This window comes from Rhizobium sp. Leaf453 (assembly GCF_001425605.1).
GTDB lineage: Bacteria > Pseudomonadota > Alphaproteobacteria > Rhizobiales > Rhizobiaceae > Pararhizobium.
In genome coordinates, this window is the sequence record NZ_LMRG01000012.1 from 230,596 (window position 1) to 255,364 (window position 24,769).

The 24,769-nt window shown below is 60.7% G+C and carries 21 protein-coding genes and 1 pseudogene; 18 read left to right on the forward strand and 4 right to left on the reverse strand.

Annotation, left to right across the window (positions count from 1 at the left end; genetic code table 11):
* Positions 1 to 84: 84 nt before the first annotated feature.
* The 3 genes from ASG68_RS14615 (at position 85) to ASG68_RS14625 (ending at position 1,551) form a co-directional block, all read left to right on the forward strand.
* Positions 85 to 432, forward strand: a complete 348-nt coding sequence (locus tag ASG68_RS14615; protein ID WP_062583892.1) for an ArsR/SmtB family transcription factor — start codon at positions 85 to 87, stop codon at positions 430 to 432.
* Positions 416 to 910 (forward strand): SRPBCC family protein, encoded by a 495-nt coding sequence (locus ASG68_RS14620; protein ID WP_062603258.1) that lies wholly within the window; start codon positions 416 to 418, stop codon positions 908 to 910. Before ASG68_RS14615 ends, ASG68_RS14620 begins: the two co-directional genes overlap by 17 nt.
* A gap of 104 nt (positions 911 to 1,014) precedes the next feature.
* The gene (locus ASG68_RS14625) at positions 1,015 to 1,551 is read left to right on the forward strand and encodes an SRPBCC family protein (RefSeq protein ID WP_062584048.1); all 537 of its coding nucleotides are present in this window, start codon (positions 1,015 to 1,017) and stop codon (positions 1,549 to 1,551) included.
* Between the two features lie 224 nt (positions 1,552 to 1,775).
* Here ASG68_RS14625 and ASG68_RS14630 read toward each other — a convergent pair whose 3' ends face one another.
* The 3 genes from ASG68_RS14630 to ASG68_RS14640 all read right to left on the reverse strand — a co-directional run bounded on the left by ASG68_RS14630 (position 1,776) and on the right by ASG68_RS14640 (position 4,312).
* Positions 1,776 to 2,525, reverse strand: a complete 750-nt coding sequence (locus ASG68_RS14630) for a TerC family protein (protein WP_062583894.1) — start codon at positions 2,523 to 2,525, stop codon at positions 1,776 to 1,778.
* A gap of 146 nt (positions 2,526 to 2,671) precedes the next feature.
* On the reverse strand, positions 2,672 to 3,511 hold the full coding sequence (locus ASG68_RS14635; RefSeq protein ID WP_062603260.1) for an AraC family transcriptional regulator: 840 nt from the start codon (positions 3,509 to 3,511) through the stop codon (positions 2,672 to 2,674).
* Between the two features lie 96 nt (positions 3,512 to 3,607).
* Positions 3,608 to 4,312: a TetR/AcrR family transcriptional regulator gene (locus ASG68_RS14640; protein WP_082478441.1), complete on the reverse strand. Its 705-nt coding sequence runs from the start codon at positions 4,310 to 4,312 to the stop codon at positions 3,608 to 3,610.
* 128 nt (positions 4,313 to 4,440) lie between these two features.
* Here ASG68_RS14640 and ASG68_RS14645 point away from each other — a divergent pair, with 128 nt between their 5' ends.
* The 7 genes and pseudogenes from ASG68_RS14645 (at position 4,441) to ASG68_RS14675 (ending at position 14,586) form a co-directional block, all read left to right on the forward strand.
* A complete protein-coding gene (locus tag ASG68_RS14645; RefSeq protein ID WP_062584050.1) occupies positions 4,441 to 5,685 on the forward strand; it encodes an HlyD family secretion protein in 1,245 nt (414 codons plus the stop codon).
* A gap of 251 nt (positions 5,686 to 5,936) precedes the next feature.
* A complete protein-coding gene (locus ASG68_RS14650) occupies positions 5,937 to 7,535 on the forward strand; it encodes a DHA2 family efflux MFS transporter permease subunit (RefSeq protein WP_062583896.1) in 1,599 nt (532 codons plus the stop codon).
* A 116-nt stretch (positions 7,536 to 7,651) separates the two neighbouring features.
* Positions 7,652 to 8,731 carry a metallophosphoesterase gene (locus tag ASG68_RS14655; RefSeq protein ID WP_413814020.1) on the forward strand — a complete coding sequence of 360 codons (1,080 nt, stop codon included), beginning with the start codon at positions 7,652 to 7,654 and terminating at the stop codon, positions 8,729 to 8,731.
* A gap of 107 nt (positions 8,732 to 8,838) precedes the next feature.
* A pseudogene (locus ASG68_RS14660) lies at positions 8,839 to 9,861 on the forward strand (LacI family DNA-binding transcriptional regulator); the annotation flags it as partial.
* An 88-nt stretch (positions 9,862 to 9,949) separates the two neighbouring features.
* A complete protein-coding gene (xylB, locus tag ASG68_RS14665) occupies positions 9,950 to 11,404 on the forward strand; it encodes a xylulokinase (protein ID WP_062583897.1) in 1,455 nt (484 codons plus the stop codon).
* Between the two features lie 41 nt (positions 11,405 to 11,445).
* A complete protein-coding gene (xylA, locus tag ASG68_RS14670; protein ID WP_062583898.1) occupies positions 11,446 to 12,756 on the forward strand; it encodes a xylose isomerase in 1,311 nt (436 codons plus the stop codon).
* A gap of 312 nt (positions 12,757 to 13,068) precedes the next feature.
* Positions 13,069 to 14,586 (forward strand): globin-coupled sensor protein, encoded by a 1,518-nt coding sequence (locus tag ASG68_RS14675; protein ID WP_062583899.1) that lies wholly within the window; start codon positions 13,069 to 13,071, stop codon positions 14,584 to 14,586.
* A gap of 22 nt (positions 14,587 to 14,608) precedes the next feature.
* On the opposite strand, the gene ASG68_RS14680 is transcribed toward ASG68_RS14675, so the two are convergent.
* Entirely contained in the window at positions 14,609 to 15,643 is a 1,035-nt protein-coding gene (locus tag ASG68_RS14680; RefSeq protein WP_062583900.1) for a LacI family DNA-binding transcriptional regulator, read from the reverse strand.
* Positions 15,644 to 15,807: 164 nt separating this feature from the next.
* Between ASG68_RS14680 and ASG68_RS14685 the strand changes: the two genes are divergently transcribed.
* The 8 genes from ASG68_RS14685 (at position 15,808) to ASG68_RS14720 (ending at position 24,766) form a co-directional block, all read left to right on the forward strand.
* Positions 15,808 to 17,334 carry a sugar ABC transporter ATP-binding protein gene (locus ASG68_RS14685; RefSeq protein WP_062583901.1) on the forward strand — a complete coding sequence of 509 codons (1,527 nt, stop codon included), beginning with the start codon at positions 15,808 to 15,810 and terminating at the stop codon, positions 17,332 to 17,334.
* A gap of 69 nt (positions 17,335 to 17,403) precedes the next feature.
* Positions 17,404 to 18,408, forward strand: a complete 1,005-nt coding sequence (locus tag ASG68_RS14690) for an ABC transporter permease (RefSeq protein ID WP_062583902.1) — start codon at positions 17,404 to 17,406, stop codon at positions 18,406 to 18,408.
* A 118-nt stretch (positions 18,409 to 18,526) separates the two neighbouring features.
* On the forward strand, positions 18,527 to 19,477 hold the full coding sequence (locus tag ASG68_RS14695) for a substrate-binding domain-containing protein (RefSeq protein WP_062583903.1): 951 nt from the start codon (positions 18,527 to 18,529) through the stop codon (positions 19,475 to 19,477).
* Positions 19,478 to 19,722: 245 nt separating this feature from the next.
* Positions 19,723 to 20,775, forward strand: coding sequence for a sugar phosphate isomerase/epimerase family protein (locus ASG68_RS14700; protein ID WP_062583904.1), 1,053 nt, complete (start codon positions 19,723 to 19,725; stop codon positions 20,773 to 20,775).
* A 227-nt stretch (positions 20,776 to 21,002) separates the two neighbouring features.
* Positions 21,003 to 22,187: a Gfo/Idh/MocA family protein gene (locus ASG68_RS14705; RefSeq protein ID WP_062583905.1), complete on the forward strand. Its 1,185-nt coding sequence runs from the start codon at positions 21,003 to 21,005 to the stop codon at positions 22,185 to 22,187.
* A 171-nt stretch (positions 22,188 to 22,358) separates the two neighbouring features.
* Positions 22,359 to 23,732: a GH1 family beta-glucosidase gene (locus ASG68_RS14710; protein ID WP_062583906.1), complete on the forward strand. Its 1,374-nt coding sequence runs from the start codon at positions 22,359 to 22,361 to the stop codon at positions 23,730 to 23,732.
* Positions 23,733 to 23,786: 54 nt separating this feature from the next.
* Complete coding sequence (locus tag ASG68_RS14715) at positions 23,787 to 24,383, forward strand: NADPH-dependent FMN reductase (protein WP_082478444.1); 597 nt, start codon at positions 23,787 to 23,789, stop codon at positions 24,381 to 24,383.
* Positions 24,380 to 24,766 (forward strand): hypothetical protein, encoded by a 387-nt coding sequence (locus tag ASG68_RS14720; protein WP_062583907.1) that lies wholly within the window; start codon positions 24,380 to 24,382, stop codon positions 24,764 to 24,766. The genes ASG68_RS14715 and ASG68_RS14720 overlap by 4 nt, the downstream gene beginning before the upstream one ends.
* Positions 24,767 to 24,769: the final 3 nt, after the last annotated feature.

The following is a 24,769-nucleotide window of genomic DNA, read 5'->3' on the forward strand; positions in this document are numbered from 1 at the left end:
TTGAAATTGAAGCGGGCGGCGTTGACAACGATATTGATCGGATGTAATTAACCTGTAAGTTAATTAACTGATTGGTTTAATGCGATGCAACAGGATCGCCTCAGCATGACGCTTTCCGCCTTGGCCGACCCGACGCGTCGGGCCATCCTGGCGCGGCTGGCCTCCGGCGAGGCTTCCGTCAATGAGCTGGCCGAGCCGTTCGACATGAGCCTGCCGGCGGTCTCCAAGCATCTGAAGGTGCTGGAAAAGGCGGGGCTGATCAGCCGTGGCCGCGAGGCGCAGTGGCGTCCCTGCAGGCTGGAGGCCGGGCCACTACGTGATGTGAATGCCTGGCTGGAAAATTACCGACAATTCTGGGACGAGAGCCTCGATAAGCTCGGTCTCTATCTGCAACAGCTGCAAAAGGGAGATGGAAATGGACGCCCGAGCTGAATATGTGCCTGCCGACAAAGCAAACCTTGTCCTGAAGCGGACCTACGATGCGCCGGTTGCACTGGTCTTCAAGGTCTGGACTGATCCCTATCATCTTGCCCAATGGTGGGGGCCGCATGGCTATACGACCCCGGTTTGCGAAGTGGATCTCAGGCCCGGCGGCATCATCCGCCTGCACATGGAAGGCGAGGACGGCGTGCGCAACCCGTCCAACGGCGTGGTCAAGGAAGTGGTCGAGAACGAGCGGTTCGCGTTTACCACCACCTGGGATGACGGCGATGGCAAGCCGATGATCGAGCTGCTGAACACCGTTACCCTGCGCGCGGTCGGCGACCGCACCGAGATGACGCTGCACACCCATGTTCTGCAGATCACCCAGGAACTGGTGCCGCAACTCGACGGCGGCATGGAAGCGGGCTGGAGCGAAAGCCTCGAGAAGTTCGCATCCGTGGTCGCCGCGCTCAAGAATGCCGGCTGAGTTATTGAGACCTTCAGAGAGCGCATTCTCATGCGCTCTCCTTCATGACCCGGCTTTGGATGCTCAGGCCGGTCGACAATTTCAACGCGTTTCAGGAACCCGATATGCTGAAAATCCTGCTGATCATCCTTGCCATCATCGTCGTGCTCTTGTTGGCCGTGGTCGTCTTCGCATCGACCAAACCCGATACTTTCCACGTCGAGCGCAGCGTGGTGATCAATGCGCCACCGGAAAAAATCTTTCCGCTGATCGCCGATTTCCGTGAGTGGCAGGCCTGGTCGCCCTATGAGAAAAAAGATCCGGCCATGAAGCGGACGACGAGCGGTCCTGCCAGCGGGCTCGGCGCAGTCTATGCCTGGGACGGCAACAGCAATGTCGGTGCCGGCCGGATGGAGATCGTGGAAGCGACCCCAGCCTCTAAAGTGCAGATCAAGCTCGATTTCAGCCGCCCGATTGAAGGTCACAACGTCGCGACCTTCACGCTTGCTCCGGCAACGCAGGGGACTGCTGTTACCTGGGCGATGGATGGGCCGAGTCCGCTGATCGCCAAGGTCATGGGACTGGTTTTCAACATGGACACGATGATCGGCGGTGATTTCTCTCAAGGGCTGGAAAACCTGAAGGCGCTCGCCGAGAAATAAAACGGAACCATCCCCGGCGTCGCCCGTTATTCCAGCGCGAGGAAAGCGGGCTGTGCCAACCGGACTCGAGGGAGATGGAGAACGCGGAGATTTTTCCGGTTTCTCTTCGCGGCCAACGAAAAGGCAGTCGAGCTCCTTTACCCCTTCGGCCCGTGTCCTCGCACCGCGCGTACTTCGAATTGCCCCGGGAATGATTCCCGGGGCTTTTTGATTCCGGGCACTGATCAGTGCTTGTTGGCCTTGTCGCGCTGCCGCTTGCGCCGCGACAGCATGTTGAGCACTTCGACCAGCGCTGAAAACGCCATCGCCGCGTAGATATAGCCCTTCGGCACATGCAGCCCCATGCCTTCCGCGATCAGCGTCGTGCCGATCATCAGCAGGAAGCCGAGCGCCAGCATGACGATGGTCGGGTTCTTCTCGATGAAGCGGGCGAGCGGGCCGGCCGCGACCAGCATCACGGTGACGGCCGCCAGGACGGCGACGACCATGATCGGCAGATGTGGTGTCATGCCGACGGCGGTAATGATGCTGTCGACGGAGAACACGAGATCGAGAATCAGGATTTGTCCGATTGCTGCCTTGAAGCCGGTGCTGACGGCCGTTCCGATGAAGGCTTCCTCATGGTCGATGGGATCGACATTGTGGTGGATTTCCTTGGTCGCCTTCCAGACCAGGAAGAGACCACCCGCGATCAGGATCATGTCCTTCCAGGAGAAGCCATGGCCGAAGAGTTCGAACACGGGGTTCGTCAGCTTCACGATCCAGGCGACGGTTCCGAGCAGCGCCAGCCGCATGATCAGCGCGAGCCCGATGCCGATCCGGCGAGCCCTTTCGCGCTGCTCTTCCGGAAGCTTGTTGGTGAGGATCGAGATGAAGATGAGGTTGTCGATGCCAAGCACGACTTCCATCACGACCAGGGTAATGAGGGCAATCCAGGCGGTCGGATCTTGCAGCAGAAGCAGAATATCCTGCATCGGGGGAGGTTCCTTCCTCGATTCGAGGTGTGCACAGTTGAACCCGCGCCTCCGGAAGGAAGCGCGGGTGAAATAACGCCCTTGTATGTATGGGGAAAGGGAGCGATGGCAAGCACCCACGAAGGATCCGGCGACCCTGGATACCGTTAATTGCTGACCGGAATCCAGATTTCCGTCACGCCCATGCCCATATGGGGATCGAAGCGCTCGTCATAAACTTCCATCAGATCCGGAAGACCCGTGTGCTTGTAGCCAGAGGACGGCAGCCAGTCGTTGAAGATAGCATGGCAGGTTGCCTTGATGCCCGAGATATGGCCGCGATGGGAAAAGACCGCGTAGGTCTGGGCCGGGAGTTTCAGGCTCTCGAAACCCGGTGGCAGGTCGTCGGTATCGCGCACTTGGGCGGCGCTCATGTATTGAAAGCTGCCTTCCTGGCCTTCCCGCGTGGTGCAGATGCCATAGGCGACGTCGCCGATCTGGGCGGGAATGTCGCCGAAATGGGTGTTGAACTGCTGCCAGAGCGAGGGGATGCCGGCGGTACCGTCATAGGTATAGGTCTGCTGCAGGCCCGCCATCAGCATGGCGGGGCAGGTTTCAAACCGGGGTGCTTCAAGCTTCGATGAGGATGCGGTGTCCATGCGGATCGGCTCCATGAGATCGAGATCGCCAAGATGCCTCCTGTTGCGCACTTCTTCCGGCGTCACGCCGAAATGGTCGCGGAAGGCACGGGTGAAGGCTTCATGCGAGCCATAGCCCGCATCAAGGGCGACTGCGAGAATGCTGGATGCGCCCTCGGCAAGGGACCGGGCAGCGGCGCTCAGCCGCCGTCCGCGAATATAGAAGCTGATCGACCGGCCGGTGGCCATGCCGAACACGCGCGACAGATGCGAGCGGGAGAGGCCCGCGGTCCGTGCGATGTCTTCCAGTGAGATGTCCGTGGCGTAATGGCTTTCGATGAACCAGAGCGCCTTGCCGATTGCATTCATGCCGCCTCCCGTAGCCGACCGGGGGCGATCCTATCATCATCCGGCCGCTTCATTTGATCGCGGTTGCGCAATTTGCGGCTGGATGGCTGCCAAATTTCAGGCGGTCGTGGCTTGTTTTGCGCCATAGGCCGCGAGAAAGACCCGCACTGCGCCGGTGATCACCCGGTGGATTTCCGGCGGCGGCGGCGCGTGTTCCATCGTTCCGAAGAGACGGAACTTGAAGAATCCGCCGCTGGAGAGATCGAGGAACTGGCCTGCGGCCAGATCGAGGTCGTCGATCTTCAGGTTGCCGATATCGACCTGATGCTCGAGGAAACCCTGCAGGACCGTGCGCAGGTTGTCCGGTCCCTTGAAGAAACGCCGACACAGGTCGGGCATGCGATCGCGGACGCCGAGCACGGTGCGCATGGCGTTGATGACCTTTTCGTCAGTCATATGGGTGACGAAGCTGACGCCGAATTTGTAAAGACCGGTCTCGACATCCTCATTGGATTCCAGAACGGTTCGGACGGCGGCAAGGAAGATCGCCCGCTCGCGCTCGATCATCGCCGAAAACAGGTCGTCCTTGTTCTCGAAATAGACGTAGATCGTGCCCTTCGAGACCCCGGCCTCACGCGTGATGTCGTTCATGCTGGCGGCGTCGAAGCCGTCCCGCATGAAGACGCGTTTCGCACCTTCGATGATCTGTTCGCGTTTCGCAGGATCTTCCCCGGCGACCTTGCGGCCGGCGGGCCAGCGATCGTCTGGGCGCTCGGAGCCTTCGAGCAGATTTTCCCGTGCAGTGTTTTCCGTGGCGGACATCTTTGTCTCTTTTTTAACTTTTCGAACCGCTTGGTTCGATTTGACTTGATATGTGCATAGATTAGCACTATGTCAATCGAACTGAACGGTTCGGTTCGAATTTCTCACATAAGGTCTGGTTGCGCAATATGTCCGTTTCAAGCAAATCAGGTGCTGCTCATGTTCGCCCCGTCGGCAACGATTTCAAGGTTGAGCAGGAGCAGGTCACTACTCCCGAAGCCGAGGTCGTGACCGAACCCGCAGCGGAAGCGCCGGCTGCAAAGCCCGTGGAAGCCGCCGCGCCGGCGCAGGAGGCGGCGCCTGCCGCGACGCCCAAGCGGCGCCGGTTTGTGTTCCCGGTCATCGTCATCGCCGCGCTCGCCGCCGGCGGCTGGTACGGCTACGACTGGTGGACCAACGGCCGCTTCATGATCTCGACCGACGACGCCTATATCGAAGGCGATATCGCTTCGATCTCGCCGAAGGTTTCCGGCTATATCGAGAAGGTCAATGTCGTCGCCAACCAGCGCGTCAAGGCCGGCGATCCTTTGATCACGCTTGACAAGGAAGATTACCGCATCGCCGCCGATCAGGCGCAGGCGCAGATCGATACGGAAAAGCTGTCCCTGCAGCGTTTCGACGCCCAGATCGCCGGCGCTCAGGCCAGCGTCGAGCAGGCGCAGGCCCAGAAGACAGCCCTTCAGGCGACCGTCCGGGGTGCCGAAATCACGCTCAATCGTGCCAGTGACCTCCAGTCAAAGGCAGTCGGTACGGTCGCCTCCCTCGATAGCGCGACGATCGCGCTCGACCAGGCGAAGGCAAACCTCATCGGCGCCGATGCTGCGATTGCAACGGCGACGGCCAACATTGCTGTCCTGAAGGCACAGCGCGCCGAGGCCGAAAGCACGATCCGCTCGCTCGAACTCGCGCATGAAAAGGCAGAACGCGATCTCGGCTTCACCGTCCTGAAGGCACCGTATGACGGTATCGTCGGCAATCTGGCGGTCCAGGATGGCGACCTCGTGTCCGCCGGCCAGCGCCTTGCTGCTCTTGTTCCGGTCGACCAGCTTTATATCGACGCCAACTTCAAGGAAACGCAGATCGCCCACATGGTTCCGGGCTCGAAGGTCAATATCCACGTCGATGCTTTCGACGAGGAGCCGATCGTCGGAACCGTCCAGTCGATCTCGCCGGCCTCCGGCTCGGTCTTCTCGCTGCTGCCGGCTGAAAATGCCACGGGCAACTTCACCAAGGTCATCCAGCGCGTTCCGGTCCGCATCGTGTTCCCGAAGGAAGTGCTCGAAAGCGGCCGGCTGCGCGCTGGTCTGAGCGTCGTCGTCGATGTCGATACGCGCACCGCGCCGAAGACGCAGGATACCGCAGCGGTCCAGTAACCCGCCTGCAATTTCGGCCTGAGAAAAGCCCCTTATCCTTTCCCCGCCCGCGGGGAGAGGGGACTTGGCTAGGAGTTCGCGGCTTGTCCCTTCTCCCCGTCCTGACGGGGAGAAGGTGCCCGACAGGGCGGATGAGGGGCATTCCCGATGAGGAAAGACATCCCGAACTCGCTCGAGACGACGCATTCAATATTCACATTACGATGACCGTCTCGCTCACCTGACTGAGGAGAAGGCCGGGAGCAAAGCCGATGGCTGCCACCGCAACAGCTGGAACGATGCCTGTCTCGACCGCCAAGGCGGAAGAGAAGATGGATCCGAAGCGTCTGATCGCTTTCTTCGCGATGGTCTTCGGCATGTTCATGTCGATCCTCGACATTCAGATCGTCTCGGCCTCGCTCGCGGAAATCCAGGCGGGCCTTTCGGCCGGTTCGGATGAAGTGGCCTGGGTACAGACCGCCTACCTGATCGCCGAAGTCATCATGATCCCGCTGTCGGGCACGCTCGCGCGCATCGTCTCCACCCGCGTGCTGTTCTCCGTCTCAGCCGCCGGCTTCACCGCCGCCAGCGCGCTGGCCGCCACCGCGACGAATATCGACCAGATGATCATCTACCGGGCGCTGCAGGGCTTTATCGGCGGCGGCATGATCCCGTCGGTGTTCGCGGCCGCCTTCACCATCTTCCCGCCCTCCAAGCGCAGCATCGTGTCGCCGATTATCGGTCTCGTCGCGACTTTGGCGCCCACCATCGGGCCGACCGTCGGCGGCTATCTCAGCCATGCCTTTTCGTGGCACTGGCTGTTCCTCATCAACGTCATCCCGGGCATCATCGTCACGATCGTCACCTGGAACTTCATCGACTTCGACAAGCCGGAACTGCACTTGTTCAAGAAGTTCGACTGGTGGGGCCTGTTCTCGATGGCGGTGTTCCTCGGGACGCTCGAATATGTGCTGGAGGAAGGCAACAAGAACGACTGGTTCAGCGATGAAACCATCCTGATCGCCGCGATCGCATCGGCAATCGGCGCAATCGTCTTCTTCTATCGCGCCTTCAAGGTCGAGTTCCCGATTGTCGATCTCAGGGCCTTTGCCAATCGAAACTTCGCCTTCGGCTCGCTGTTCTCGTTCATCATGGGCATCGGGCTTTACGGCCTGACCTATCTCTATCCGGTTTATCTCGGCCGCATCCGCGGCTACGATTCGCTGATGATCGGCGAGACCATGTTCGTGTCGGGTCTGGCCATGTTCTGCACGGCGCCGATCGCCGGCCGGCTGTCGACCAAACTCGATCCGCGCGTCATGATGGCCATCGGTTTCGCGAGCTTTGCCGCCGGCACCTGGCTGATGAGCGGGCTGACCGCCGACTGGGATTTCTACGAATTGCTGGTGCCGCAGATTCTGCGCGGTTTCGGCCTGATGATGTGCATGGTGCCGATCAACAACGTTGCGCTCGGAACCTTGCCGCCGTCGCGTATCCGCGGTGCCTCGGGCCTGTTCAACCTGACGCGTAACCTCGGCGGCGCCGTGGGCTTGGCCGCGATCAACACCATCCTGACCCAGCGCCAGGAAGAGCACTACGCGCGCCTGCAGGAACATGTGCAGTGGGGTAATCCCGAAGCCATGGATCAGTTGAACAACATGATCGCCAAGTACAATTCCCATGGCCTCGATGGCGCGACGATCGCCATTCAGAAGCTGTCGGGCATGGTCACCCAGCAGGCGCTGATCATGTCGTTCATCGACGTGTTCCTGATCCTCACCGCCCTGTTCGGTGCGCTGGTCTTCTGCGCCTTCCTGATCAAGAAGCCGCAGCCCGCGCCAACGGGCGCCGGCGGTGGCGGCGGCCACTAAGCCGCTGTACCCGAAAGCAGATATCGTCCAGAATGCCCTGAAGGTAAAACTTCAGGGCATTTTGCATGATCGGCAATCCGATACCGCTGTCGCGGCGCTCTCTGCTTCTCCAGATGATGGGTCTCGGCCTCGCTTCATCCCTGCTGCCGGCGTTCGCCGCTTCTAAAGTGAAAGATGCCGTGCCGCCGGTCGATGCGACCTTCCTCTTTGCCGCAGATGTCCATGCCTGCCTGATCTCCGGCGATACGCTGAGCCCCAACTGCGCGCAGGAGGGCAAGACGGATGCCAATCTGCTGCGCCATGTTGCGGCGCTGAATCGGATTTCCGAATTTGAATGGCCGAGCGAGATTGATGGCGTCGCAACCGGGCTTGCCGGTGCGGGAGAAAAGATCACCGTGCCGCTCGGCCTCGTCATCGGCGGTGACATGACGGACGATGGCGGCGGCCAGGTGAAGGTGCCGGGGGAAGGCCATCAGTTGATCCAGTTCTCCAGCCGCTACCAGCAGGGCGTCGGGCCAGACAAGGTGCATGTCCCCGTCTACAACGGCCTCGGCAATCACGATCTCGACCAGGATGGCGCCCCGCCGCATGTCGACTGGTACCGGCGGGAGTTGCGCGATTATGTCGAACTCAATCATCGCCAGACGGTGTTCTACAAGCCGCCTGTCCCTGTCGCCAATTACGATATCGATTCTGATGATTATTCCTGGGATTGGGGCGGGCTGCACCTCATCCAGTTGCAGCGGTTCGGCGGCGATACGAACAAGGGTGCCATCAGTGGTCTGAACTGGCTGAAGCAGGACCTCGCCTCCTTCGCGGCCGATGGCCGGCCGGTCGTGCTGTTCCAGCATTACGGTTGGGATCGGTTTTCCATCGAGAGATGGGACGCGGGTCACATGACCTTCGATGACACCGGCAGCGGACAACCGCACTGGTGGAGCGAGGAGCAGCGGACGGCTCTGCTGGCCGCTTTGCAAGGCTATAATGTCATCGGCCTGTTCCATGGCCACGAGCATGATACGCCGATGATCTACCGGCAGGGCAGCCTCGATCTGTTCAAGCCGACCGCCAGCTTCAAGGGTGGTTTCGCGCTTGTCCGCGTGACATCCGGTTTCATGGATGTCGTCCTTGCCGAAGCCGATGGTGATAGTGGAAATGTGAGGTTTCTCAAGGCTTTCACCAAGCGTATTTCCTGAGACGCAGACAAGCCGTGAGGGCTGAAACTGGGCCTGTTCCTCCGTGGGGGCATTTTTTTGATTTACGTACATCAAATTTTCCTCTAAGGCTCGTTCCCGGAGGAAACATGCGCCCGACAGTTCACGATATCGCTGCTGCTGCAGGCGTCAGCCTGGCCACCGTCGACCGCGTTTTGAACCAGCGCGCCGGTGTCCGCTCAGTGACGCGTGAAAAGGTCGAGCAGGCAATCGAGCGCATCGGGTACGTCAGAGATGTCGCCGCCGCCAACCTCGCCAAGAGCCGCGTCTATCCCTTCATCTTCATTCTGCCGGCCGGCGACAATTCGTTCATGCGCGGGCTGGAAGCGCAGGTGCGCGCGGCGATCGCCCGGTCGCCGGTTGAGCGTACCTCAATTTCCATTGTCTCTGTTCCGGCCTTCAATGCCGAGGCACTGGTCGCGGCTTTGGACGAGGCCCAGGCTGCGGCTCCAGCGGGCGTCGCGGTCGTGGCGATCGATTCCCCCGATGTGATCGCCGCCGTCAACCGGTTGCGCGCGGCGCGCATTCCGGTCGTCACGTTGGTGTCGGATCTTCCCGGCTCACAGCGCGATCATTTCGCCGGCGTCGACAACGTCGCGGCGGGCCGCACGGCCGGCAGCCTGATGGGCCGGTTTCTCGGTGGGCAGAGCGGATCGGTCGCGGTACTTGCCGGCTCGATGCTGGTTCGCGACCATCGCGAGCGTCTCGATGGCTTCCGCGCGGTGATGGACCAGGATTTCCCCGGCCATGCCCTGCAGCCTGTTCTCGAAGGGCAGGACGATCCGGCGCAGGTTGAGCGGCTGATCGATGATTTGCTGACCAGTCAGGAAGGGATTGCCGGCATCTACAGTCTCGGTGCCGGCAACAGGGGCCTGATCGCCGCCTTGAAGAAGCGCGCCGGTAAGGCGCACATCTGTGTCATCGCCCATGAATTAACGCCGCATACGCGGGCTGCGCTGAACGACGGCCTGATCGATGCGGTTCTGAACCAGGATGCGGGCCACGAAGTGCGCAGCGCCATCCGCGTATTGAAAGCCAAGGCGGACGGCGTTGCCGTATTCGGCGCGCAGGAACGCATCCGGATCGACATCTTCCTCAAGGACAACCTGCCGTTCGAGCAGGATGCCGCGGCAGATACGCCCCTTGACCGGGGCAGTAACCAGGAGCCCGCACAGGGCGAAGAAGACTAGGGAGACCAGCATGTATCTCGGTTTGGACCTCGGCACATCCGGGGTGAAGGCATTGTTGATCGACGGCGACCAGAAGGTTGTCGGCTCGGCCTCCGGTGCCATGGATGTTTCCCGGCCGCATCCGGGCTGGTCCGAACAGGATCCGGCCCAGTGGGTACGCGCCACGGAAGAGGCGATTGCCGGGTTGAAGGTGTCGCACCCGAAGGAACTGGCTGCGGTCAAGGGAATCGGCCTGTCCGGTCACATGCATGGCGCCACCCTGCTCGATGACCAGGACAAGGTCCTGCGCCCCTGCATCCTCTGGAACGACACCCGCAGCGCGGTGCAGGCTGCAAAGCTTGATGCCGATCCGCAATTCCGCGCCCTGACAGGCAACATCGTCTTCCCCGGTTTCACCGCGCCGAAACTCGTCTGGATCGCCGAAAACGAACCGGACATCTTCGCCAAGGTCCGCTGGGTCCTTCTGCCGAAGGATTATCTGCGTCTGTGGCTGACCGGTGAGCACATTTCCGAAATGTCGGATTCGGCTGGCACGTCCTGGCTCGACACCGGAAAACGCGCCTGGTCGGACAGCCTGCTCTCCGCAACCGGCCTCGAGCGGCGGCAGATGCCGGATCTGGTCGAGGGTACCGAGCAGGGTGGCACGCTGAAGGGCGATCTGGCCGCCAAATGGGGCATGGGCGCCAATGTCGTCGTCGCCGGCGGGGCAGGGGACAATGCGGCCTCGGCCTGCGGCATGGGCACGGTCGGCGAGGGCCACGCTTTCGTCTCTCTCGGCACCTCCGGCGTGCTGTTCGCCGCCAATTCCAGCTATCTGCCGAACCCGGAAAGCGCCGTTCACGCCTTCTGCCACGCGCTCCCGAACACCTGGCACCAGATGGGCGTCATCCTGTCGGCCACCGACGCGCTGAACTGGCATTCCGGCGTCACCGGCAAGAGCGCCGCTGAATTGACCTCGGAACTGGGCGACGCGCTGAAGGCCCCCTCGGGTGTCACCTTCCTGCCCTATCTTTCCGGCGAACGCACGCCGCACAACGATGCCGCCATTCGCGGGGTCTTTGCCGGTCTGGGCCATGAAAGCAGTCGCGTCGTGCTGACCCAGGCCGTGTTGGAAGGCGTCTCCTTTGCGCTCCGCGACAGCCTCGAAGCCCTGAAGGCTGCCGGCACCAACCTGTCCCGCGTCACAGCCATCGGCGGTGGCTCGCGCTCGCGCTACTGGCTGAAATCGATCGCCACGGCGCTCAGCCTGCCGGTCGATGTTCCCGCCGATGGCGATTTCGGTGCCGCCTTCGGCGCCGCCCGCCTCGGTCTGGTCGCCGCCACCAACGCCGATCCGCTGTCGGTCTTCACCGCGCCCGCAACGGCCGAAACCGTTCAGCCGGATGCCTCCCTGTCCGGCGCCTACGAGGACGCCTACCAGCGCTACCGCCGCCTCTATCCGGCGATCAAATCCGCGACGCTTTAGTCGCCCCTCACCACACTGACAAAACCACCACGGAGATACACATGAGCACCGGTTTCTTCGGCGATATCGCCAAAATCAAATATGAAGGCCCAGACAGCACCAACCCGCTGGCCTATCGCTATTACCAGCCGGACGAGATCGTGCTGGGCAAGCGGATGGAAGATCATCTGCGTTTCGCGGTTGCCTATTGGCACACGTTCACCTGGCCGGGCGGCGATCCCTTCGGCGGCCAGACCTTCCTGCGCCCCTGGTTCGAAGACACGATGAAGGCCGCCAAACTCAAGGCTGACGTCGCTTTCGAATTCTTCTCGCTGCTCGGCGTTCCCTACTACTGCTTCCACGATGCCGACGTGCGTCCGGAAGGCAAGAACTTCGCCGAGAACACCAAGAACCTCAACGAGATCGTCGATTACTTCGCTGAGAAGCAGGCTGCGACCGGCGTCAAGTTGCTCTGGGGCACGGCTAACCTCTTCTCCAACCGCCGCTTCATGTCGGGTGCGGCGACCAATCCGGATCCGGATGTCTTTGCCTTCTCAGCCGCGACCGTGAAGACCTGCATGGACGCGACGCAGAAGCTCGGCGGCGAGAACTACGTCCTCTGGGGCGGCCGTGAAGGCTATGAAACCCTGCTGAACACCGATCTGAAGCGCGAACTCGATCAGCTCGGCCGCTTCCTCAACCTCGTCGTCGAGTACAAGCACAAGATCGGCTACAAGGGCACGATCCTGATCGAGCCGAAGCCGCAGGAGCCGACCAAGCATCAGTACGACTACGACGTCGCAACCGTGTACGGCTTCCTCAAGAAGAACGGCCTTGAAAACGAAGTGAAGGTCAATATCGAGCAGGGTCATGCGATCCTTGCCGGCCATTCCTTCGAGCATGAACTGGCGCTCGCCAATGCGCTCGGCATTTTCGGCTCGATCGACATGAACCGCAACGACTACCAGTCCGGCTGGGATACCGACCAGTTCCCCAACAACGTGCCGGAAATGGCGCTGGCCTATTACCACGTGCTCGCAGGCGGCGGCTTCAAGACCGGCGGCACCAATTTCGACGCCAAGCTGCGCCGCCAGTCGCTCGATCCGGCAGACCTGCTGATCGGTCACATCGGCGGCATGGATTGCTGCGCTCGTGGCCTGAAGGCTGCCGCCAAGATGATCGAAGACAAGGCACTCTCCGCGCCGCTGGCCGAACGCTATGCCGGCTGGGATTCCGCCGAGAGCCAGAAGCTTCTGAGCGGTGGCTATTCGCTGGACGAGATCGCCCATTATGTCGAGACCAGGGACATCAACCCTCAGCCGAAATCCGGCAAGCAGGAGCTACTCGAAAACATCGTCAACCGTTACGTTTGATAGGCTTTCGCAAGCGGAGAAAAACGGAAGGGCGCTACGGCGCCCTTTTTTTGTTTGCGCCCATTCCGTGTAGTTTTAGACTTTTCTCCTATGCGACATTTCGCGCAGCGCGAATAAGGTTGAACTAAAATAAAATTTTTATCCTTATAAAACAATATATTACTAAGAGTGAGGGAGTAGAATTGCTATAGGGCCGTAAAGACATTTTTAACCACGCGGTTCTACCTCTCGTTACACCGCGCCTTTCTCTGCCGACATGATGTCGAATAAGCAGCCCGCATGTCCCTCCTTCTACACCAAAGGATATCAGGCATGACTGGTACTTCTGCTCTGACAAAACAACTCAACGAACGGCTCGATTTTGTCGGTCTCGGCGCCGAAGAGCGGGCGATTCTCGCCAAGGCGCAGCCCGTGATTTCGGCCTCCCTCGATAGCGCCCTCGACAAGTTCTACGTCAAGGCGACGGCTCATCCGGAGACAGCGAAATTCTTTTCCAGCGAAGCACATGTCAAAAGCGCGAAGGCACGGCAGGTGCGTCATTGGGACAAGATCGCGTCGGGCAATCTCGACGGCGACTATGTCGCAGCCGTTACCACGATCGGCAAGACCCATGCCCGCCTCGGTCTTGAGCCACGCTGGTATATTGGCGGTTATGCGCTGATCATGGAAACGATCATCAAGAACGTTGTTGAAAACCATCTGCAGGGCTTCCTGCATCGCCAGAAAGCCAAGGCTGTCAGCAGCGATATCACGGCGATCATGAAGGCCGCTTTCGTTGACATGGACTATGCGATTTCCGTTTATCTGGAAGCCCTGCAGGACGAACGGGTGAAGGCGGAAGTTGAACGCAAGGCCCTCTCCGACCAGCAGGACGATGCCCTCTCGGCACTGGATGTCTCGCTCAACGGTCTTGCCGGTGGCAACCTGACTGCGCATATCGATGCAGCACTCGCGCCGAAATTCGACAATCTGAAATCCAATTTCAACTCCGCGCTTTCGACGCTCGACCAGACGCTCGGAGCGATCGTCGCTGGTGCAGAAGAAACATCGAGCAACGCCTCCGAACTGGTTTCGGCAACCGACGACATGGCGCGGCGCACGGAGCAGCAAGCGGCCTCCCTGGAAGAGACTGCCGCGGCGCTGGAAGAGATCACCACGATTTCGAAGGAAGCTGCGATCCGCACCGAAGATGCGCGGCGCGTGGTTCGCACGGCGACCGAGGAAGCGAAGCGATCCGGCGAAGTGGTCGAGAAGGCTGTTTTCGCAATGAGCGCCATCGAAGAGTCCTCGCGCAAGATCACCCAGATCATCAGCGTTATCGACCAGATCTCGTTCCAGACCAATCTCCTGGCACTGAACGCCGGCGTTGAGGCGGCGAGGGCAGGCGAGGCAGGCAAGGGTTTTGCCGTTGTCGCGCAGGAAGTGCGCGAACTGGCGCAGAAATCCGCCGATGCCGCCAAGGAAATCAAGTCGCTGATCGACAAGTCGTTCGAGGATGTCCTCACCGGCGTCTCACTCGTCAACAGCACCGGCGAGGCTTTGCGCACGATCGGTGAGCAGGTCAATCACATCAACGAGCATATCGATGCGATTGCAGGATCGGCACGGGAGCAGGCCGTCGGTATCGCCGAGATCAACACCGCCGTCACCGGCATGGACCAGATGACGCAGCAGAACGCGGCTATGGTGGAAGAGACGGCGGCCGCGACGCACAATTTGATGCGTGTCAGCATGAGCCTGAAGCAGTTGGCGAGCCAGTTCACGGTTTCCGAGCGGTCGCATTCGGTGCAGGGCGGCAGCCGCACAGCCCCACGCCGACGCGCGGCTTAAGGGGGCACGGGGCGGAGCGCATCTATCGCTTCGCCGTCCACTGGCGGGATGGTGCCGCGACAGAATTCCGCACGATCAAATCCGGCCGAAGCAGGATTTCCGTTTCGGCCGGCTTTCCGTCGGAGAGCAGTTCCAGCAGCAACGCCATCGCATGCTTGCCGATCAACGTGCGCGGTTGGCGGATCGTGGTCAGCGCCGGTGACATGAAACTCGCCTGTGGCACGTCATCGAAGCCGGTGACCGAAAAATCCCGCGGAATATCATAGCCGCGCCCGCCGAGGCCGATCATCACGCCGATCGCCGTCTGGTCGTTGACGCACATGAAGGCGGTCGGCAGCGTGTCGCGCATGAAAAGCTGCTCCACGGCCAGTCGTCCGCTTTCGATTGTGCCGTCGCCTTCGAAGACGATGCGCAGGTCCGCCGGCACATTGGCGGCGTTCAATCCGGCCTCATACCCCTGCCGGCGCCGTCCGTAGGCAAGCCGCGTTCGTGAATCGCCGATGAAGGCGATCTTGCGATGGCCCTCGGATATCAGAAGATCGACTACCTTGCGCGCGCCCTCGATATCGTCGACGCCGACATAGGGAATGCCGCCGTTGAACACAGGCTCGAACACGCCGACGCTGGGCGGCAGGCGTGCCGTCATCGTCTGGTGTCCGAAGGGCAGGATACCGGTAAACAGGATCAACCCCGCCGCCTGGTTGGAATTGAGGAACTTCAGATATTCCAGACCACGCTGGGCGTCGTTCTGCGTATGGCCGATCAGTACGCCATAGCCATGCGACCGCGCCTCGTTCTCAAGGCCGACAAGGATGTTGGAAAAATTGGGGTCGCCGATGTCAGGCGCCACGACGAGAATCATGTTCGACCGGCCGAGCCGGAGGCTGCGCGCCATCGCATTGGTCGTGTAACCGGTGATGGCAATCGCCTGGTTGACCTTCAGGCGCGTCGAGTTTGCAACCTTCTCCGGCGTGTGAATGGCGCGCGAAACAGTCGCGATCGAAACCTCGGCAATCCGGGCGACATCTTCGATTGTTGCGGGCGTGGAATTCGACACGGGTCTGCCTTGGGTCTCGTCTGCGCGGGACACTACACACAAGCTCCGGGAGGTCAAAGCCCGCCCCCAGAAATTCTGCGTTATCCAATGATGTAAACCTTTACATGACAAATGTAAAGGTTTACATAGGTCCTCAAGCGGATGGGAGCCGCAGGGAGGCAAGCATGAATTCGGAGTCCGTCGACGCCGGCACCACAGTGTTGTCCGCGCGGCGTATCAGCAAGTCGTTCAACGGCGTGCAGGTTCTCTTCAGTGTCGATTTCGATCTGCGCGCCGGCGAAATCCATGCCCTCATGGGCGAGAATGGCGCGGGGAAGTCGACCCTGGTCAAAATCCTCTCCGGCTTCGAACAGCCGACTTCCGGCGAAATCCTTCTCGATGGCAATCCGATCAAGCTGCCGCCGAATGGCGCGGCCGAAGCGCTGGGCATTGTCATCATCCATCAGGAATTCAATCTGGCCGAACACCTGACGGTGACCGAGAGCCTGTTCCTCGGTCGCGAGGTGACGCGCTTCGGTGTTCTGGACCGCAAATACATGCGCTCGGAAGCGCGTCGCGTCCTCGATCTGCTCGGCTCGCATGTCGATGAGAATGCGATGATCAGTTCGTTATCCATCGCCGACAAGCAGATGGTCGAAATCGCCAAGGCGATCAGCCGCGATGCGCGCGTCGTGTTCATGGATGAACCGACGGCGGTCCTGTCTCGCGAGGAAACCAATTTCCTGTTCCGGCAGGTGCGCAAGCTGCGCGATCAGGGCACGAGTTTCGTCTTCGTGTCGCACAAGCTTGATGAGGTCATGGAACTGACGGATCGCGTCACAGTGCTGCGCGATGGCCAGTGGATCAAGACCTCGCGCACCGCGATCTTGGATGGCGAGGCGATCGCCCAGTTGATGGTCGGCCGCGAACTGTCCAGCCTCTATCCGGCCAAGAGTGAGCCGAATGTCGATGAGGAAACCGCGCTGAGTGTCAAAGGCCTGTCGACCGGCTATGTCCAGGATGCCAGCTTCGATGTCCGCAAGGGTGAGATCATCGGCTTTTCCGGCATGATCGGCTCCGGACGTACCGAGTTGATGGAAGCGATCGCCGGCTTGCGGCCAAGGACGGCGGGTGAGGTGGTCATCAAGGGTGAGGCCGTGTTGTCCGGCGATGTCCACGCCGCGAACCGTTGCGGGCTCGCCTACATGACCAAGGACCGCAAGTCCAAGGGCCTGCTGCTCAATTCCGGCATGATGGCCAACCTGACGCTACAGTCGCTCGATAAGCATGGCAAGTTCGGTTATCTCAGCCCGTCCAGCGAGGCCTCGGCGCTGGAGCGCGCCCGTCGGCGGTTCGATATCCGCGTGCGCGACGGAAGTGTCGCCGCGCGCCGCATGTCGGGTGGCAACCAGCAGAAGCTGCTGCTTGCCAAGGTCATGGAGACGGAGCCGGACATCATCATCATCGATGAGCCGACACGCGGCATCGATGTCGGCACCAAGCAGCAGATTTATCATTTCATTTCGGCGCTTGCTCGCGACGGCCGCTCGATCATCGTCGTGTCGTCGGAAATGCCGGAGGTTATCGGTCTGTGCACTCGCGTCGCCGTGATGCGAGAGGGCCAGATCGTCGGCATGCTGGAAGGCGACGAAATCTCCGAGCAGGAGATCATGCGCTACGCGGCGGGCTTGAAGAAAAAAGCGGCTGCCTGAAAGCGCCTGGCGCATCGGCAGTCAAGAAGCAATTCCCAGGGATAATGGGATCGGGAGGCAGGTTTGGACATGAGCGTGAACGAGGAAAGCAGGGAGATCCGGCGCCGCAGCTGGCGGGATATCGATCTAAGGGCGGTCGCACCCTTCGCCGCACTGGTGCTGCTGTTGATCGTCGGTGCGCTCGTCAATCCGAATTTCATCGGCCTGACCAATCTCGCCAATGTCGCGACGCGCAGTGCATTCATCGCCATCATCGCCGTCGGCGCGACCTTCGTGATCTCGTCGGGAGACCTCGACCTGTCGGTCGGTTCCATGGTCGCCTTCGTCGCATCTCTCATGATCCTCTTCATGAATTCAGGTGCAATCGCGGATCCCGCGCTGATGCTGACGGCGGCAGTCGTTCTCACCGTCATCATCGGTGCGGGCTGCGGACTTCTCAACGGCCTGATCACCACCGTCGGCCGGATCGAGCCCTTCATCGCCACGCTCGGCACGATGGGCATCTATCGCGGCCTGACCACCTGGTTGTCGCAAGGTGGCGCGATCACGCTGCGCGAGCCCGAGCTTCAGACCCTGTACCGTCCGGCCTATTTCGGTTCCATTCTGGGTGTTCCGGTTCCGATCGTCGTGATCCTCGCCGTGACTGCCGTTGCCGCGTTCGTACTCTATCGCACCCGCTATGGCCGTCATGTGGTCGCCGTCGGCTCCAATTCGGATGTCGCGCGCTATTCCGGTATCCCGGTCAATCGCGTGCGCACCATCGCCTTCGTCATCCAGGGGCTCTGTGTCGCGATTGCCGTCCTTCTCTATGTTCCACGTCTCGGGTCGACATCGGCCACCACCGGCATCCTTTGGGAACTGCAGGCGATCACCGCCGTCGTCGTCGGTGGCACGGCGCTGAAGGGCGGCGCCGGGCGTGTCTGGGGCACGATCTGCGGCGCCTTCATTCTCGAACTGGTCGGCAACATCATGCTGCTGTCCAATTTCATCAGCGAATATCTGATCGGCGCCATTCAGGGCTCGATCATCATCATTGCGATGCTCGTCCAGCGCTCGCTGGTTCGGAAATCGTGAGGCCAGGCAATTCCAGCAAGCGTGTGAAGCGGTTTTGCTGGAATTGCGGGGAAGAGAGAGCCGGGTTCAACAGGTCGCCCGGCCCCGAAAGGTGGACCTGATATTTGGGAGGATAAACATGCGTAAGAAACTGTTGAGCCTGACCGTTGCGGCGCTGGCTCTGGCCTTCGCCGGCACCGTGCAGGCGCAGGATACCAAGACGATCGGCGTTTCGATCCCCGCGGCCGACCATGGCTGGACCGCCGGTGTCGTGTTTCACGCCGAACGCGTCGCCAAGCTCTTGATGGCTGCCCATCCGGGCCTCAACGTCATCGTCAAGACGTCGCCGGATCCGGCAACCCAGGCCAACGCCGTGCAGGACCTTGCGGTTCAGGGCATCGATGCGCTGGTTATCCTGCCGTCCGATCCGGATCCGCTGGTCAACGCCATCAAGGAAGTCAAGGACGCCGGCAAGTTCGTGACGATCGTCGACCGCGCGCCGAGCGTCAACGACAGCACGATCCGCGACCTCTACGTCGCCGGTAACAATCCGGCGCTCGGCCAGACTGCCGGCGAATACATCAAGAAGACAACGCCGGACGCTGAAGTCGTCATCATCCGAGGCCTGCCGATCCCGATCGATCAGCAGCGCCAGGATGGTTTCGACAAGGGCATCGAAGGCTCCAACGTCAAGGTTCTCGACCGCCAGTTCGGCAACTGGAACCGCGACGACGCCTTCAAGGTCATGCAGGACTACCTGACCAAGTACCCGAAGATCGACGTGGTCTGGTGCCAGGACGACGACATGGCTGTCGGCGTGCTGCAGGCTATCGAGCAGGCCAAGCGCACCGACATCCAGTATGTCGTTGCCGGCGCCGGTTCGAAGGACATGATCAAGAAGGTCATGGACGGAGACAAGATGATCCCGGTCGACGTTCTCTATCCGCCGGCAATGGTCGGTACCGCCATGGAAATGACGGCTGCCGCCCTCTACGATCAGGTTCCGGTCTCCGGCACCTACACGATCGACGCGACGCTCATCACCAAGGAGAACGCGGCCAACTACTACTTCCCGGATTCCCCGTTCTGATCCGGATGTGATGCCTGCGCTGCCCGCGGCTTGATGCTGCGGGCAGTTTTTCTTTTGGCGCGGATTTTTTCAAAATTTTCAGCACGCGCCGGATTGTCCCCTCGCTCAAACATGATAGCTTTCAGCCGCGCTGCAACGTTTCAGGTTTAGAGACTGCTGTTAGATGTACGTACCGCAAAAATAGTTTTAAGAAGAATCTTGGTTGGCCGGGGATGAGCGGCGACCGTCGAAGGAGGAGACGACAGATGAAGACCATCAAAGGCCCGGCACTTTTCCTGGGGCAGTTCGCGGGCGATGCGGCCCCCTTCAACTCATGGGATTCGATCACCAAATGGGCGGCGGATTGCGGCTATATCGGTGTTCAGGTGCCAACCTGGGCCGGTCAGCTTTTCGACCTCAAGAAGGCCGCCGAATCCAAGACGTATTGCGACGAATTTGCCGGCAAGGCGCGCGAGAACGGCATCGAGGTGACAGAGCTTTCGACCCACCTTCAGGGGCAGTTGGTCGCGGTCAATCCCGTCTACGACGAGGCCTTCGACGGCTTTGCAGCGCCGGAAGTGCGTGGCAATCCCAAGGCACGGCAGGAATGGGCGGTCGAGCAGGTCAAGATGGCGCTGACGGCGTCCAAGCATCTGGGCATCAAGGCACATGCGACGTTCTCGGGCGCGCTTGCTTGGCCGTTCATGTATCCCTGGCCGCAGCGCCCCGCTGGCCTGGTTGAAACCGCCTTTGACGAACTCGCCCGCCGCTGGAAGCCGATCCTTGACCATGCCGAGGATTGCGGCGTCGATGTCGCCTACGAGATCCACCCCGGCGAAGACCTGCATGACGGCATCACCTTCGAGATGTTCCTCGAACGCGTCGGCAACCACGCGCGTGCCAACATGCTCTATGATCCCTCGCACTACATTCTCCAGTGCCTGGATTATCTCGATCACATCGATATCTACCACGAGCGCATCAAGATGTTCCACGTCAAGGATGCCGAGTTCAACCCGACGGGACGCCAGGGCGTCTATGGCGGCTATCAAGGCTGGGTCAACCGGGCCGGCCGTTTCCGATCGCCGGGCGATGGCCAGGTCGATTTCGGCGCCATCTTCTCGAAGCTGACGGCCAACGATTTCGACGGCTGGGCCGTGGTCGAGTGGGAATGCGCGCTGAAGCACCCGGAAGACGGTGCCCGTGAAGGCGCCGAATTCGTCAAGCACCACATCATCCGCGTCACCGAAAAGGCCTTCGACGACTTCGCCGATGCCGGCACCGACGACGCCGCCAACCGGCGCATGCTGGGGCTGTGATTTCCCCTTCTCCCCGCCTGCGGGGAGAAGGTGCCCGAAGGGCGGATGAGGGGCATACCGACAGCTCGGGATTGCCCCTCTCCCTGTTTCGACGGGCAGAGGGGACGACAGAGTTAGCCGCTTGTCTCTTTCCCTGTCGAAAGGGAGGAGGTGCCCGCCAATTTCCGTCAAAGTCGGGCGCGGACGAGAGGCTTTATCCGCACAACAAAATCCAAGGGAGACACTCTATGGCAATCGAAGGAAGCTCTTCGGACACCCGCGAAAAGCGCATCCGCCTCGGCATGGTTGGCGGTGGTTCCGGCGCGTTCATCGGCGCGGTTCATCGCATGGCCGCCCGTCTTGACGATCATTTCGAACTGGTCGCCGGCGCCCTGTCGTCGACGCCGGAAAAGGCGCAGGCCTCCGGCCGCGAACTCGGGCTCGACCCCTCGCGCAGCTATTCCGATTTCAAGGAAATGGCGATCCGCGAAGCCAAGCTGAAGAACGGCATCGAGGCCGTTGCGATCGTGACGCCGAACCATGTCCATTACGAAGCCGCCAAGGAGTTTCTGAAGCGCGGCATCCACGTCATCTGCGACAAGCCGCTGACCTCGACGCTGTCCGATGCGAAAAAGCTGAAGAAGCTGGCCGACGAGAGCGATGCGCTGTTCGTGCTGACCCACAATTACACCGGTTATCCGATGGTCCGCCAAGCCCGCGAAATGGTCGCCAATGGCGATATCGGCGCCGTGCGCCTCGTCCAGATGGAATATCCGCAGGACTGGCTGACCGAGAACATCGAGCAGTCCGGCCAAAAGCAGGCCTCCTGGCGCACGGACCCGTCGAAGTCGGGCGCCGGTGGTTCGACCGGCGATATAGGCACGCATGCCTATAACCTCGGTGCCTTCGTGTCTGGCCTGGAACTGGAAGAACTGGCGTCCGATCTCGACAGCTTCGTCGATGGCCGCGCGCTGGATGACAATGCCCATGTGATGATGCGCTTCAAGGCCAAGGACGGCCAGCGGGCGAAGGGCATGCTCTGGTGCAGCCAGGTGGCTCCGGGTCATGAAAACGGCCTGATGGTCCGCGTCTACGGCACCAAGGGTGGCCTCGAATGGACCCAGAAGGATCCGAACTATCTGTGGTACACGCCGTTCGGCGAGCCGAAGCGCCTGGTCACCCGCGCCGGCGCCGGTGCCGGCCCTGCTGCCGCCCGCGTCTCCCGCATCCCGTCGGGCCATCCGGAAGGCTATCTCGAAGGCTTCGCCAACATCTACACCGAAGCCGCCCGCGCGATCTTTGCAAAGCGCAAGGGTGAAGCGGTCGATCCGGCTGTCATCTATCCGACAATCGACGATGGCATGAAGGGCATGGTGTTCGTCGATGCCTGCGTCCAGTCATCGAAGCGCAATGGTGCTTGGGTGAAGGTCTGATCGCTACAGCGCCTCAACGAAATTCGCCCTGCCGGTAAAATGGCAGGGCGACACAGTTCTCGACGATTCTGCGGTTGACTTTTGGTCTTTCCGGATTACTGCAACGTTTCAGATTTCCAGACTGACGCGGAATACCTCCGTTGTACCCCGCGCAATCCGAAGAGAACGACGATGATCGAAGCAAAAAAACTGGCCGAGCGTTTCCCCGGCGATTTCATTTTCGGCGTGGCAACGGCTTCTTTCCAGATCGAGGGTGCCTCCAAGGCTGATGGCCGCAAGCCGTCGATCTGGGATGCGTTTTCCAACATGCCGGGCCGGGTGCACAATCGCGACAATGGCGATATCGCCTGCGATCACTATAACCGGCTGGAAGAAGATCTCGACCTGATCAAGAGCCTCGGTGTCGATGCCTATCGCTTCTCCATCGCCTGGCCGCGGATCATTCCGGAAGGCACCGGGCCGATCAACGAGAAGGGTCTGGATTTCTACGATCGCCTCGTTGACGGTCTGAAGGCGCGCAACATCAAGGCCTTCGCGACGCTCTATCACTGGGACCTGCCGCTGGCGCTGATGGGCGACGGTGGCTGGACCGCGCGCACCACCGCCTATGCCTATCAGCGTTACGCCAAGACTGTGATGGCCCGGCTGGGCGACCGTCTCGATGCGGTCGGGACCTTCAACGAGCCCTGGTGCTCGGTCTGGCTGAGCCATCTCTACGGCATCCATGCGCCGGGCGAGCGCAACATGGATGCGGCGCTCCACGCACTGCATTTCACCAATCTCGCCCACGGTCTGGGCGTTGCCACGGTGCGCGAGGCGCAGCCGAACCTGCCCGTCGGCATCGTCATCAACCCGATGCACATCTACGCCGGCAGCGATAGCGCCGAGGACAAGGCTGCCGCCGAGCGCGCCTTCGATTTCCACAATGGCGTTTTCTTCGGCCCGATCTTCAAGGGCGAATATCCCGAAAGCTTCCTCTCGGCGCTCGGTCACCGCATGCCGGCGATCGAGGATGGCGACATGGAGACGATCAGCCAGAAGACCGACTGGTGGGGCGTCAACTATTACACGCCGATGCGTGTCAGCCATGATCCGGCGGAAGGTGCGGAATTCCCCGCCACTGTCAGCGCCAAGCCGCTGAGCGATGTCAAGACCGATATCGGCTGGGAGGTGTTCCCGCAGGCGCTGGGCGATCTCATCCGCACCGTCAACGAGCGTTACGCGCTGCCGGATTGCTACATCACCGAGAATGGTGCCGCCTACAATATGGGTGTCGAAGACGGCGTGGTCGTTGACCAGCCGCGCCTCGACTATGTCGCCGAGCATCTTTCCGTCGTGGCCGATCTGATTACCGAAGGCTATCCGATGAAGGGCTATTTCGCCTGGAGCCTGATGGACAATTTCGAATGGGCGGAAGGCTACAAGATGCGCTTCGGCATCGTCCATGTCGATTACGAGACGCAGGTCCGCACCATCAAGAAGAGCGGCCACTGGTACAAGGAGCTGGCCGAACAATTCCCGAAGGGCAACCACAAGCCGGGATGACAGGTGAGCGTCAAACTGCATCATGGCCGGGGTGATTCTGCCCCGGAGATGCCGATGCCCCGCCCGCTTGTTCTCTATGCGCTCTGCGGCAGCCTGCGAAAGGCATCCAGCAATCGCGCCCTGCTCGAAGCGCTCCGTGATATCGCGCCAGCCGATATCACCATCGAAATCTGCGAGTTGATCGGCGATCTGCCGATCTTCAATCCGGATCGCGAGGCCGACGATATGCCGGCGTCGGTTCTGGCGCTGGCCGCGAAAATCCGTGCCGCCGATGGCCTGATCGTCGCCTCGCCGGAATATGCCCATGGCATTCCCGGCGGTCTGAAGAATGCGCTCGACTGGCTGGTGTCGCGCGACGAAATCCCGCACAAGCCGGTCATGCTCGTCCACGCCTCCCATCGCGGAGATGATGCGCTGGCCGCCTTGACCGAGGTCCTGAAGACTATATCGGTCCGGCTGGTAGACGAGAGCTTTTTCCGCATCAATCTCCTCGGCAAGACAGTCGAGCAGCGCACGGCAATCCTGGCGGAACCCGGCACGCAAGCTCTTCTTTCGGAAAATCTTCAGCGGTTTCTGCAGGTGATTGCGGACTGCCGAACTGATAAGACGGACTGCCTGTCAGGGCCAGCATTCAGAGAGAGAGCTTTATGAAGCGAGTCGACGAAAGTGACGAACGATCTCAAGCAGACTTGGAGCTCCGCGAAACTTGGGATCGCTCCTTGGATATTCAGGGGCGGATGGGACTGACGCGGTTGACTGCCAGTGAGCGGTCCGCGTTGATGGGAATTGCCATTCGCGAGGCATTGATCTGGGGTGGAATTGTTGAGGTTATGACAATCGGCGCATACCTGCTGATTCGTTTTACTGATGGAGACTGGGGTAACTCTTGGAGTGGCCTGCTGAATGGTCCAATTGTTGTTGCAGGTTATTTCTTCTGGAAGCGTCGCAAGCTGCTTGATAGATCAACAGCTATGTGGAGTGCCAAAAGAGAAGAATTGCTCACTGAACTGATCGAACGTAACCGTTCTAAGTGAGCT